The 12,054-nt window shown below is 70.1% G+C and carries 13 protein-coding genes; 2 read left to right on the top strand and 11 right to left on the bottom strand.

Going from position 1 to position 12,054, the window contains the following annotated elements; translation table 11 throughout:
• Positions 1–6 precede the first annotated feature (6 nt).
• The 5 genes from U5817_RS23655 to U5817_RS23635 all read right to left on the bottom strand — a co-directional run bounded on the left by U5817_RS23655 (position 7) and on the right by U5817_RS23635 (position 3,846).
• Entirely contained in the window at positions 7–366 is a 360-nt protein-coding gene (locus U5817_RS23655; protein WP_407279032.1) for a RidA family protein, read from the bottom strand.
• A 17-nt stretch (positions 367–383) separates the two neighbouring features.
• Positions 384–803, bottom strand: a complete 420-nt coding sequence (locus U5817_RS23650; RefSeq protein ID WP_407279031.1) for a YqaA family protein — start codon at positions 801–803, stop codon at positions 384–386.
• Positions 804–1,008: 205 nt separating this feature from the next.
• On the bottom strand, positions 1,009–1,857 hold the full coding sequence (locus tag U5817_RS23645; protein ID WP_407279030.1) for an FHA domain-containing protein: 849 nt from the start codon (positions 1,855–1,857) through the stop codon (positions 1,009–1,011).
• Positions 1,858–1,981: 124 nt separating this feature from the next.
• Positions 1,982–2,950, bottom strand: a complete 969-nt coding sequence (ttcA, locus tag U5817_RS23640) for a tRNA 2-thiocytidine(32) synthetase TtcA (RefSeq protein ID WP_407279029.1) — start codon at positions 2,948–2,950, stop codon at positions 1,982–1,984.
• A 149-nt stretch (positions 2,951–3,099) separates the two neighbouring features.
• Positions 3,100–3,846: a pteridine reductase gene (locus tag U5817_RS23635; RefSeq protein ID WP_407279028.1), complete on the bottom strand. Its 747-nt coding sequence runs from the start codon at positions 3,844–3,846 to the stop codon at positions 3,100–3,102.
• Positions 3,847–4,044: 198 nt separating this feature from the next.
• On the opposite strand from U5817_RS23635, the gene U5817_RS23630 reads away from it, so the two are divergent.
• Positions 4,045–5,205, top strand: a complete 1,161-nt coding sequence (locus U5817_RS23630; protein WP_407279027.1) for a class I SAM-dependent methyltransferase — start codon at positions 4,045–4,047, stop codon at positions 5,203–5,205.
• Between the two features lie 96 nt (positions 5,206–5,301).
• On the opposite strand, the gene U5817_RS23625 is transcribed toward U5817_RS23630, so the two are convergent.
• Both U5817_RS23625 and U5817_RS23620 read right to left on the bottom strand, forming a co-directional pair.
• A complete protein-coding gene (locus tag U5817_RS23625) occupies positions 5,302–5,511 on the bottom strand; it encodes a hypothetical protein (protein ID WP_169132380.1) in 210 nt (69 codons plus the stop codon).
• Positions 5,512–5,730: 219 nt separating this feature from the next.
• Positions 5,731–6,537, bottom strand: coding sequence for an alpha/beta hydrolase (locus tag U5817_RS23620; RefSeq protein WP_169132381.1), 807 nt, complete (start codon positions 6,535–6,537; stop codon positions 5,731–5,733).
• Between the two features lie 148 nt (positions 6,538–6,685).
• Here U5817_RS23620 and U5817_RS23615 point away from each other — a divergent pair, with 148 nt between their 5' ends.
• Positions 6,686–6,880 (top strand): DUF2905 domain-containing protein, encoded by a 195-nt coding sequence (locus U5817_RS23615; RefSeq protein ID WP_407279026.1) that lies wholly within the window; start codon positions 6,686–6,688, stop codon positions 6,878–6,880.
• 282 nt (positions 6,881–7,162) lie between these two features.
• Here U5817_RS23615 and U5817_RS23610 read toward each other — a convergent pair whose 3' ends face one another.
• The 4 genes from U5817_RS23610 to U5817_RS23595 are packed head-to-tail and all read right to left on the bottom strand — an operon-like array spanning position 7,163 to position 12,026.
• Positions 7,163–8,398 (bottom strand): multifunctional CCA addition/repair protein, encoded by a 1,236-nt coding sequence (locus U5817_RS23610; RefSeq protein ID WP_407279025.1) that lies wholly within the window; start codon positions 8,396–8,398, stop codon positions 7,163–7,165.
• The gene (locus U5817_RS23605) at positions 8,398–9,054 is read right to left on the bottom strand and encodes a glutathione S-transferase family protein (RefSeq protein WP_407279024.1); all 657 of its coding nucleotides are present in this window, start codon (positions 9,052–9,054) and stop codon (positions 8,398–8,400) included. The genes U5817_RS23610 and U5817_RS23605 overlap by 1 nt, the downstream gene beginning before the upstream one ends.
• Before the next feature lie 40 nt (positions 9,055–9,094).
• Positions 9,095–10,063: a complex I NDUFA9 subunit family protein gene (locus tag U5817_RS23600; RefSeq protein WP_407279023.1), complete on the bottom strand. Its 969-nt coding sequence runs from the start codon at positions 10,061–10,063 to the stop codon at positions 9,095–9,097.
• Between the two features lie 31 nt (positions 10,064–10,094).
• A complete protein-coding gene (locus U5817_RS23595; RefSeq protein ID WP_407279022.1) occupies positions 10,095–12,026 on the bottom strand; it encodes a transglycosylase SLT domain-containing protein in 1,932 nt (643 codons plus the stop codon).
• Positions 12,027–12,054: the final 28 nt, after the last annotated feature.

Below are 12,054 nucleotides of genomic sequence, written 5' to 3'. Positions count from 1 at the left end.
GAAAGTTCAGTCCCGGTGCGCGCTTGCGGCAACCACGGCGATCTCCACCCGCCAGCCCGGCCGCGCCAGCCCGGCGACCTGCACGCAGGCGCGCGACGGGGCCGTGCCGGCCGGCAGCCAGGCGTCCCACACGGCGTTCATCGCGTCGTAGTCGGCCATGTCGGTGAGGTAGATCGTTGCCGAGAGCAGGCGCTCGCGGCTGCTTGCGGCGCGGGCCAGCAGGGTGTCGAGGCTCGCGAGGATCTCGCTCGTCTGTGTCCCGGCGTCGGCGTCTTCGCTGGCGGGAACCTCGACGATCCAGGCGGTGCCGTTGTGGATGACGATGTCGGAATAGCGGGCGGTGGTGCCCAGGCGCTGGATGTTCATGGGGAGTGACGAAAAGCTCAGGTGACGGAAAAGGCGATGAGGGCGTAGCGTAGCAGCTTGCCGAGCCCCATCCACAGCAGGCAGGCTAGCCAGGGCAGGCGCAGCCATCCGGCGGCCGCGCACAGGGCGTCGCCGACGACGGGCGCCCACGACAGCAGCAGCACCGGCGCGCCGTGATGGCGCACCCAGTCGAGGCGGGTGGTGTCGGCGCGTTGCGGCAGCAGGCGCGCGAGGCCCCAGGTGCTCATCCCGCCCAGCGTGTTGCCGAGCGTCGCGAGCGCCAGGGCGGCCATGAGCTGTTCCGGGCGCAGGCTCAGGACGCCGGCGAGCACCAGCTCCGAGCCGCCCGGCAGCAGCGTCGCCGACAGGAAGCTCGACACGAAGAGGGCGGCCAGCCCGGCGTCGGGGCCGGGGTCGAGCAGGGTCAGGAAGCTCATCGGCGAGCCTGCGCCGGTATTTCCCCAGTGGGGCCGGCTTCAGCGCCGAACGGGGGGCGGGCTTCCTGTGGGAGCGGCTTCAGCCGCGAATGGGTGTTGTCGCACGCGGTGCGGTCCATTTGCAGCTGAAGCCGCTCCCACATGGCCCTTCGTGCGTTGCCGCGTCCCGCCTCGTCGGGCCTTGCATCCACTTCGGCCAAGTGCATCAGACGATGTCGACGAACACCAGCTCGCGCTCGACCTCGTTCGCCGAAAAGCCGCAGCCGATGCGCCCGCTGCCGGTGAGCACCAGCTCGGCGCCCTTGATGCAGCTCTCCTTGCCGCTGTCGTCGGCGAGGAAGGTGCCGTTGGTGCTCTGGTCGATCAGCACGAAGCCGTCGCGCCGACGCTCGATGCGGGCATGCTGGCGCGACGCGCGCGGGTCGGCGATCACGATGTCGTTGCCAAGCTCGCGTCCGAGCAGCACGACCGGGCGTGCATGGTCCACGAACAGGGTGTCCTGCCCGTGGCGGATGCGCACGCGCGGCTCGGGCGGTTTGTCGACCGGAGTCGAGGCAGCGGCGGGCTGGCGCGCCACCGCGAAGGCGGTCCAGCCCAGGCCCGCAAGCGCGGGGTTGCGCGAGGGCGAGGTGGCGACGAATTGCCGTCCGGTGGCCGACAGTTGCGTGACGACGGCCTCGCTCGCAAGGGCGTGCCCCGGCTTGGCCGTCTCCGCCAGGCGCGTGGCGCCGCGTTCTGCGTCCTCCGCACCGGTTCCGCAATGCAGGCCGATGCTGATCGTCATGCGCAGGCCGCGCAGCGGCGGCAGGCTCTGCACGCGGTCGAACATCTCGCAGATGGCGAGCACCGCCGCGTCGCCATGCCGGAAACTCGCGCACACGCCGGCGTCGGCGCGTCGCTCCGCCGTGCCGCCGTGGGCCTCGATGGCAAGGTCGATGCGGTGCATGCAGCGCTCCAGCGCTCGCCGCGCCTCGGTCGGCTCGAGCGCCTCGGCGATACGGTCCGCTCCGGGTATTTGGACGACGAGGACGCAGACGTTGTTCGGCTCGGTCATGGCCGGGATTCCGTTGCTGTTGCGGGCCGGCGGGGGGGCTGCCGGGCGCTGCTGGAGGTGAAGTCGCGGGGTCTGGAAATGATCGTCAAATGGTAGCGGCGACGCAAGCCGCCGGCATAGGCGCTCAGTCCTCGTCCGTGAATTCACTCACGATGGGGATCACGCGGCTCGGCGCGGGCAGTTCGGGGCGGTCGAAGGCGATGTCGCCCTCGGCCACCAGGGTGTCGCGCGTGAGGCCGCGGAAGTCGAACAGCGAATTGTCGGCGAGGTGCGAGGGCACGACCTGGGTCATCGCCGTCGCGATCGACTCGATGCGCCCGGGGAACTCGCGCGCCCAGCCCTGCAGCATGTTCTTGATCTGCTTCCTCTGCGCATTCTCCTGCGAGCCGCACAGGTTGCACGGGATGATGGGGAAGTCCATCGTGCGCGCGAAGCGCGCGATGTCGTTCTCGGTGCAGTAGGCGAGCGGGCGGATCACGACGTGCTCGCCGTTGTCGCTGACCAGCTTCGGCGGCATCGCCTTCAGCTTGCCGCCGAAGAACATGTTGAGGAACAGCGTCTCGATCATGTCGTCGCGGTGATGGCCGAGCGCGATGCGCGTGGCGCCGATCTCCTTGGCGACGCGGTAGATGATGCCGCGGCGCAGGCGCGAGCACAGCGAGCAGGTCGTCTTGCCCTCGGGGATCTTGTCCTTGACGATCGAGTAGGTGTCCTCGGTGACGATGCGGTACTCGATGCCGATCGACTCGAAGTAGGCCGGCAGCACGTCGGCGGGAAAGCCGGGCTGCTTCTGGTCCAGGTTCATCGCGACGATGCGGAAGTTCACCGGTGCGCGCTCGCGCAGCGCCATCAGGCAGGACAGCAGCGTGTAGGAGTCCTTGCCGCCCGACACGCACACCAGCACGGTGTCGCCTTCGCCGATCATGTTGAAGTCGGCGATCGCCTTGCCGACGCCGCGCTCGAGCTTCTTCTTCAGGCGCAGGAAGGTGTTGGAGAAGCGGGCGTCGCCCGCTGTGGCGGGATGGCGAGCCTCGGCGGCGAGTGCGTCGGGGGTCGGGAGGGCTGCCTCGGCGGCAGCGGCGGGGGCGTTCACGGCGGGAGTCCTGCAGGAAAGACGGGGCGGATTATACCTTTGCGCGCGGGGGCTTAGCGTCTCCATTCGCCCGAGCCTGTCGAAGGGTGCTGGCAGGGCTGCGACAGGCTCGGGGCGAACGGAATTCGGAGGTCGGGCTAAAGGCTCACTCAAAGGTGCGCGCTGCGCCCGCCATCGACCGCGAGGATCTGGCCGGTGATGTAGGGCGCGTCGAACACCAGGAAGCTCACGGTGCGGGCGATGTCGGCGGGGCTGCCGCTGTGGCCGAGCAGCGTGTGGCGCACGATCCGGTCCTGCTCGGCGGGCGCGATCTGGCCATCCTCGGGCCAGTCCACGGCGCCCGGCGATACGCCGTTCACGCGCACCTCGGGGGCGAGCTCGACCGCGAGCGCCCTGGTCAGCCCCAGCAGCCCGGCCTTGGCGGCGCAGTACAGCGGGTAGTGGCGCAGGGGGCGCTCGGCGTGGATATCGACAATGTTCACGATCGCACCGCGCGCCGCGCGCAGCGCCGGGGCGAGGGCCTGCGACAGGAACAGCGGCCCCTTCAGGTTGGAGCCGATCAGGTTGCTCCAGGCTGCGGCATCGATCGTGCCGAGCGGCGTGGGGAAGAAGCTCGACGCGTTGTTCACCAGTGCATCGAGGCGGCCGTGGCGCGCCAGCACGGCGTCAGCGAGGGCCTCGGGGGCGCCGTCTTCCTGCAGGTCGGCGTGTGCCGTCCAGGCCGAGCCGGGGCGCACGCGGTTCAGTGCGTCGGCGAGCGCATCGGCGTCGCCGCCCGAGCTGCGGTAATGCAGCACCACGTTCGCGCCCGCGGCATGCAGCGTTCGCGCGATTTCGGCGCCGACGCGCCGTGCGGCGCCGGTGATGAGGATGACGGGAGTGTCCTGCTTGTCCATGGTCGGAGGGGCTTGTGAATATCGTGTGCGGTCGTGTGGGAGCGGCTTCAGCCGCGAATCGGTCGTGCCATGAGCGGAGCCGCCCCTTCGCGGCTGAAGCCGCTCCCACGGCGAAGCCGTCCCGCGCGGGGAGGCAGCGGCCTCCGCGGGGACTGCGGCGCGCCGGTTAGAATACGCGTTTTCCGTCGCACTTCGCCCATGTCCCTGCCTGAACCTTCTGCCGACGCCCTCGAACAGAGCACGCGCCTTCTCCGCACGATCACCGCCGCCATTGCCGAGGCCGGCGGCTGGATCCCGTTCTCGCGCTACATGGAGCTCGCGCTGTATGCGCCGGGCCTGGGGTATTACAGCGGCGGCGCGCGAAAGTTCGGTCCCGGCGGCGACTTCATCACCTCGCCGGAACTCACGCCGCTGTTCGGCCAGGCGCTCGCGGCGCAGGTCGAGCAGGTGATGCGCGCGTCCGCGCCCCACGTGATCGAGGTCGGCGCCGGCACGGGCCTGCTCGCCGCGGACCTGCTGCTGGAGCTCGAGCGCCGCCGCTGCGCGCCGGAGAGCTACGGCATCCTGGAAGTCTCGGGCGAGCTGCGCGAGCGCCAGTTCGACACGCTGGCGGCGAAGGCGCCGCATCTGGCCCCGCGCGTGCAGTGGCTCGACACGCTGCCCGAGCGCTTCGCCGGCGCCGTGGTGGCGAACGAGGTGCTCGACGTAATGCCTGTGCATCTGGTCGCCACGCGCGGCGACGCGCTGTACGAACGCGGCGTGGCGGTCGACGGGGAGGGCGTGCTGCGCTGGGCGGATTCGCCCGCCACCGGCGCGGTCGCCGCCGCGGCCGCCGCGCTCGAGCTGCCGCGTTCGGACAGCGCCGAGTACGTCACCGAGATCAACCTCGCCGGGCGCGCATGGATCGGCGAGTGGGCCGCGCGGCTGGATCGCGGCGCACTGCTGCTGATCGACTACGGCTATCCACGCGCCGAGTACTACCTGCCTTCGCGCTCGAGCGGCACGCTGCTGTGCTACTACCGCCACAACGCGCATCCCGACCCTTTCCTGTGGCCGGGGTTGAACGACATCACTGCGTTCGTTGATTTCACCGCGGTCGCGGAAGCCGCGTTCGACGCCGGGCTGGACGTATTGGGTTACACCAACCAGGCGGCCTTCCTGTTCAACTGCGGGGTGCTGGATTGCCTCGCGCGGCGCGCGCCGGAGGAGAGCGCGGACTACATCCGCGCGGCGCGCGCCGTGCAGCGCCTGACGACGCCGCAGGAGATGGGGGAGCTCTTCAAGGTGCTCGCGGTGGGGCGCGGCATCGCCGAGCCGCTGCTGGGCTTCATGCGCGGCGATCGATTGCACGCACTGTAGCGGGATGCAACACGCCGCCCGCGCCGGCCGGCGCGGGCGCGTCATCGCTTGCGGGCCGGCGCTGCGGCGCGGTTTCGCGCGCAACGGCCGGGCCGTTCATTCCTGGTAGCGGTACACCGCTTCGAGGAAATGTTCGACGTCGATCGGCGGCAGCTGCGCTTCATGTGCCGCGTGCTCGACTTCCTGCAGCCTTGCCGCGACTTCCGGCTGCGGCGGCAGCCAGTTCGCGTTGAGGACCTCGTCGCCGTACTCTTCCGTCGGCTCCTCGATGGCCTTGCCCGTCGTCATGTCCATGATCGTCACCATGTTGGCCTCCGCTGCGTGCTCGGGTGATCCGGCTACCTGGGTGAACTATCGGCAGCCGCGTCCGATTCCTTAATCCCTTGCTCCGTATGTGCGGGCTCGCGCTTTGTTTTCAACTCCGGCACGGCGCGGAATCACGTTCCGTGACGGGGCTGGCGAGGGTGCCTCCTCGCACCCTCGCTTCCATCATGAATGGGAATGATGACGATTTCCAGCGCGTGATCAAACAATCTGTGTCGGAAGCCACGCGGCAATGTGGTCGGCGACCGTGCGCCAGTCGCGTTCCAGCATCACGCCGTGGCCCAGGCCGGGAAAGATGTGCGCGGGCTCGCCGTACATCGCTGCGGTCATCGACACCTGCGCGGGCGGGATGAGGTGATCGTGCTCCGCGCCCAGGATCAGCATCGGCGGGCGGTGCATACGCGCCGGCTGCGGCAGGTTGAACAGCGTCATGTCCCAGATCGCGCGATGCGATTCGGGCTGGCACTGGCGGTAGAAGCGCATCAGCGCGGCGTCGTCGACGGGCTGGTGGAAGAGCGCCTCGCGCAGGCTCTCCGGTGCGGGGTGCCCGCCGTTGAGCATGCTGTTGAGGTCGTGGATGAGGTTGGGCTTGTTGAAGATCAGCCCGATCGCCGAGCCCATGAGTCCCTGCGGCGGCACCGAGCACAGCAGTACCGTGGCGGGCACGCCGGCGCGCTCGAGGTACTTCTGCACGACCATCCCGCCCATCGAGTGGCCGATCAGCACCGGTTGCGCGGGCAGGCGGGTGACGACTTCGGCGACGTCGCGCACGTAGTCGTCGATCGACAGCGTGTCGAGCGCGGCGTGCCGCCGGCTGCCGCCGTGCCCCGACAGCGACACCGCATAGCAGGTGTAGCCGGCGTCGGCGAAGTAGGGCAGGAAGTGCTCCGCCCAGCACCAGGCGCCAGTGTAGGCGCCGTGGATGAAGAGCAGCGGCGTCGCGAAGGCGGGCTTGCCGGACGGGCTGCAGGCGAGGACTTCGAGGTCGCCGAAACGGTTGGCGTTCATGGGCGGAGCTCCGCTGCAACGGGACTTCCGGTGGGCGAGGTTGGGGAAGTGGTGTCGGTCATTCCTGGCGTCTTCTTGTGGCGGGCGGGTACGTTGCGGCGGCGCGGCCTCGCGGGGTCTAATGCATGTTTATTTGCCGGAGCAGCGCGTGTTGAAGTGGCTCGTCGTGATCGTGCTGATGGTACTGGTAATCGGCCTGTTCCGGCCCGGGCTGACCCGGTTGCGCTTCGGCTACCTGCCCGGAGACCTGCATTTCCGCGTCTTCGGTCGTCCGTTTCATCTGCCGTTTACCAGCACGATCCTTCTGTCGCTGGTGGCATGGGCAATCCTGCGGGCATTGTGACCCGGCCCGCGCCGACAGGGCAATCGCACGAAACCGCCCTACGGGCGTGCGGGCGATTCGCGACCGGCGGGCGCCTGCGGTTCTCGTAGGGCGGGAGAAGCGTAGCGTATCCCGCCATTCCACCGGTCGGGACCTTGCCCACGGCCGCGTGGCGGGATACGCCTTCGGCTCCTCCCGCCCTACGATCCGTGCCTGCACGAACAGTTTGGCAACCACGCCGACGACCAGCGCATTCAGGTGATCGCCGGGTCCGCCCCCACGTTTCGCCGCCCCGACCCCGGCTCAGTTCGTGTCGCCGCCGGCATCGGCAGCCCGGCCCTGCGCCTTGACCGCGGCGACGCGCGCCGCATGCACGCGCAGCGGGATCTGCGCCTTGTCGTCGCAGGCCCGTGCGATCGCGCCCGCATCCACGCCCTGGATCGCGGCCAGCGCCGCACGCCAGCGCTCGGCACGGACGTAGGGCGCCTCGCGGCCTGGGCGGCCGTGGTAGTCGCAGGCGGCGGCTTTCAGCAGCAGGGCGAAGCGTTCGGGCCGGCGCAGCGCGTCGACCGTCTCGAGCACCTTGACCATGGTTTCCGGACGCAGCTTATCGACCTGGTGAAGGATGCCGTGCTCGCGCGCGAAGATCACCGCCAGGTCGCGGCATTCGACGGGTGCGCGCAGGCGCTCCGACACTTCGCGCGCCCGCGTCGCGCTCTTCGCCTCGTGCCCGTAATGGTGCGGCAGGATGTCCGCCGGCGTGTCGCCCTTGCCGAGGTCGTGCATCAGGCAGGCCCAGCGCACGGCCAGCGGCTGCTGCGTCTTCGCGGCGTGGTCGAGCACCAGCAGCACGTGCTCGCCGGTGTCGACCTCGGGGTGGTGTTCCACCGGCTGAGGAACGCCGAACAGGCGCTCCACCTCGGGCAGGATGCGTGCCAGCGCGCCGCAGTCGCGCAGCACGCGCAGCATGCGCGAGGGCACGTCCTCCATCAGCCCGCGTGCGAGTTCCTGCCAGACGCGCTCGGGCACGAGGTGGTCGACCTCGCCGTCGGCGACCATCGCGCGCATCAGCGCCAGCGTCTCCGGTGCGACCGTGAAATCGCCGAAACGCGCGGCGAAGCGCGCGACGCGCAGGACGCGCACCGGGTCTTCGGCAAAGGCCGGGCTCACGTGGCGGAACACGCGGGCGGCGAGGTCCGCCTGTCCGCCGTAGGGGTCGATCAGCGTGCCATCCTCGTCCGCGGCGATCGCGTTGATCGTCAGGTCGCGCCGCAGCAGGTCGTCTTCCAGCGTCACGTCGGGCGCGGCATGTACGACGAAGCCGGTGTAGCCGTGTCCGCTCTTGCGTTCGGTGCGCGCGAGGGCGTATTCCTCGTTGGTCCGCGGATGCAGGAAGACGGGGAAGTCCTTGCCGACCGGGCGGAAGCCGCGTGCGAGCATCTCCTCGGGCGTGGCGCCGACCACCACCCAGTCGCGATCCTGCACCGGCAGGCCGAGCAGGCGGTCGCGCACGGCGCCGCCGACGACATAGCAGCGCATCAGCCGTACAGGTCCTCGGCGGGGATGGATTCGGTCTCCGCGCGTGCCGCCGCCTCCCATTCCTTCATCGCCGGGTGGGCGAGCATCGCCGCGAGATACTCGGCGGCGGCACCCGCCGGCTGCACGCCGTAGGTCTTGAAGCGGAAGCAGACCGGGGCGTACATCGCGTCCGCGATCGAGAAGGCGCCGAAGAGATACGGTCCGCCCGGATTGGCCTTCGTCCCGAAGCGCGCGCGGCAGTCGTTCCAGATCGCCTCGATGCGTGCGATGTTGGCGTCGACGCCGGGCGTGTGGCCCTTGCCGGCGTAGTCCTTGCGGATGTTCATCGGCATGTTCTCGCGCAGGTCCTGGAAGCTCGAGTGCATTTCCGCGCTGATCGCGCGCGCCACTGCGCGTGCCGCGGGATCGGCCGGCCACAGCGAGGGCGACTTTTCCGCGAGGTATTCGCACACCGCCAGCGAATCCCATACCGCGAGGCCGTGGTCGATCAGGCAGGGCACCTTGCCCGAGGGCGAGTGCTGCAGGATGCGCTCGCGGCTGCCCTCGATGAAGAGCGGGATGCGGATCTCCTCGAAGGACTGGCCGCTGGCGCGTGCCGCCATCCAGGGACGCAGGGACCAGGACGAGTAGTTCTTGTTGCCGATGATCAGTTTCATGCGGTCGTCTCCGTAGGGGTATCGGGGTGCAGCGGGAGGCTCAGCCGTGGCGCGGGCGGCGCGGGCGGCTGCGCATCGGGTAGTAGCGGGCGCGCACATGCCCCTCGCCGATCCAGGTCGGCGCGAGTCCCTCGAGCCCGGCGGGCCGCATGCCGAAGGGCAGGGGAGCACCGCCGGCGACGTTGTCGACGCGCATCGAGCGCACGTTGTCGCGGCTCATTAGCGGTCGCGGCGCGAGCTCCATCAGGCGCGCCTGCAGCAGCGCGAGGCTTTCGGGCAGCGGGATTACCGGGCGCGGCCGGCCGGCGAGTTCGCTGACGTACTCGACCAGTTCGCGCAGCGTGTACACCTTCGCTCCCGCCACTTCGTAAGTCTGGCCGCGCGCCGAGGGTTCCATGAGACTGCGCCACACCACCTCGGCGACGTCGTCGACATGCACCGGCTGAAAGCGCGCATGCGCCCCCGCGAGCGGCAGCACGGGGAAGAGCTGCGCGAGGCGCACGAACATGTTGAGGAAGTTGTCCTCGCGGCCGAAGATCACCGACGGGCGCAGGATCGTCCACGCGGGCGCATCGCCGGCCGCGCGTATCGCCTCCTCTCCGGCGGCCTTGGAGCGCTGGTATTCGGACGGGCCGTCCGCCGCCGCCCCGAGCGCGCTGATATGCACGAGGCGCGCGACGCCGGCCGCCTGGCAGGCAGCGACGATCTTGCGCGGCAGCTCGACGTGGGCGCGCGCGAAATCCGGGCCGTAGGGCCGGCCCGGGCGCGAGTGCAGGACGCCGACGAGGTTCACGACGGCGTCGGCGCCGGCGAACATTCGCTCCAGCGTCGCGGGGTCATGGACGTCGGCCTGCACCACCTCGACCGTCGGAATCGGCAGCAGCGCGCCCGCATGCGTATAGCGCCGCGTTGGCACCAGCACGTTTATGCCCTCGCGCGACAGGCGGTTCGCAACGACGCGGCCCACAAACCCGGTGCCGCCGATGAGTACGACACGTTCCAGTTTCATGTTGCAGCCTCCTGGCGCAGGACGGGCAGCGCTACGGTTCCGCCGTCAGCCGTGGTGAGATGGTGCCGAGACGGGCCTTCAGCGACTGCGGCTTCGCTTCCAGCATCGCGGCATAGATGACGGCGTTGGCCATCACCTTTTTCACATAATCGCGCGTTTCGTCGAAAGGGATCGTCTCTGCATAGATCGCGCCTTCGAGCGGACGTTCGTCGCGCCATTTTCGTGCGCGCCCGGGTCCCGCATTGTAGCCGGCCGACGCGAGTACCGGATGGTCGTCGAGATCCTCGAGGATCAGCCGCATGTAGCTCGTGCCCAGCAGCACGTTGGTGTCCGGGTCGGTCAGCATGCCCTGGTGATAACCGGCGAGGCCGATCTTGCGCGCGACCCACTTGCCCGTGGCGGGCATCACCTGCATCAGGCCCTGGGCGCCTGCGCTCGAGCGTGCCGGTGCGATGAAGCGGCTTTCCTGGCGCATCAGGCCATACACCCAGGCCATGTCCAGTCCCTGCTGGCGCACCTGGGGCTCGATGAGCTGGCGATACGGCGTGAGGAAGCGCAGGTCGTAGTTCGCCTGCGGGTCGGTGCGCTCGGCGGTGTTGATCGCGCGGTCGTAGATCTCGTTGCGCAGCGCAAGCCGTGCCGCGGCGACCAGGAAGGCCTCGTCGCGGCCGCGCAGCGACCAGTTCCACTCGCGCATGCCTTCGGTGCGCATCTCCAGCCGGTACAGCGCGAGCGCGCGGCGCAGGCCGGGGTCGGCCTCGGCGCGCGCCATGTCCTCGGCCGTGATGTTGCCGTTGCGCGCGGGGGCGGCAAAGAGCTTGCCGAGCTCCTCGCCGGCGAGGATGCCGTAGAAGCCGGGCTGTCCGGCGATGCGCTGGAACAGCGCCGCAGCCTCGGCCGGCCGGTTCTGTGCGGCGAGCGCGCGGCCGAGCCAGTAGGTCCACTCCGGCTGTGTCTGCTCGGTCGCGGCGAGGCCCTCGATCGCCGTCTGCACGCCGCGCCAGTCCTCGACGCGCAGCTCGGCGCGTACGCGCCACGCGCGCTGCTCGGCGCTCATCGGCACCTTGCCGGCGGCGCGGAACCAGCGCACCGCCCCCGGCGAGCCCTGCAAGGACCCGTGATGACCGAGGGTCGCGTGAATGTAGGCGCGCTCTTCGGCGCCCAGCCGCTCCTCGATGCGTGCGAAGCGCGCGTAGGCGGACGACACGTCCTCGCGCGCGACCCGGACCAGCGCGGCCAGTGCCAGCTCGCGTCCCGCGCGCGAGAGGGCGAAGTTCGCCGGCAGGCGGTCGAGCCAGGCCGCCGGGCTCTTCATCATGCGGTCGAAGTCGGCGAGCGGCGGCGCGTCGGCGCCCGGCATCCACGACAGCGTCGCGCGCGCGTTCGATGGGTTGCGGCTGTCGACCTGCCGCCGCACGCGCCACCACAGCTCGTCGCTGCCGATGTGGCCCGCCAAGGTCAGCGTGCGGAACACCGGCTCGCAGGCGCTATGGTTGTCCGCGAGCTCCATCCAGCGTGCGCGGACCTCCTCCAGCACGCTCAGGTCGCCCGACTCCAGGCGCGCATTGCGCTGCAGGCAGCGCAGCTCCGCGTCCGGTTCGCGCAGGTCCGCGTACACCTGAAGGAAACCGCTCCAGTCGTATTCGCGCGCCATGCGTCGCAGCCAGTCCGCGCGCAGCCGCTCGGCGAGCAGGCTGTCGGCCTCACGCAGCAGGAACTCGTTGAGCTCGTCGACCGGCGGCGCTTCGGGACGGGCGAGGATGTTCGTCAGCCGCCAGTAGCGCACGTAGGGATCGAGCACGTGCGGCTCGCGCTCCGCAGCGAGGCGCTCCAGCATTGCACGGTCGCCGGTGCGCAGCGCCTCGCGCGCGGCGAGGATGCGGTCGTCCCCGATCTGCCCGAAGGCTCCCTGCGTCAGGCTCGCCAGCGTCAGAGCCAGCGCCGCCCACAAACCCTTTGCCATCCCTTACCATCCCCTTTCAATCAGCCCG

Origin of the sequence: Aromatoleum evansii, assembly GCF_045689615.1 — a bacterium.
Taxonomy (GTDB): Bacteria; Pseudomonadota; Gammaproteobacteria; order Burkholderiales; family Rhodocyclaceae; genus Aromatoleum; species Aromatoleum evansii.
Note: the sequence above shows the minus strand (reverse complement) of the source record. Positions and strands in the feature narration are given on the sequence as shown.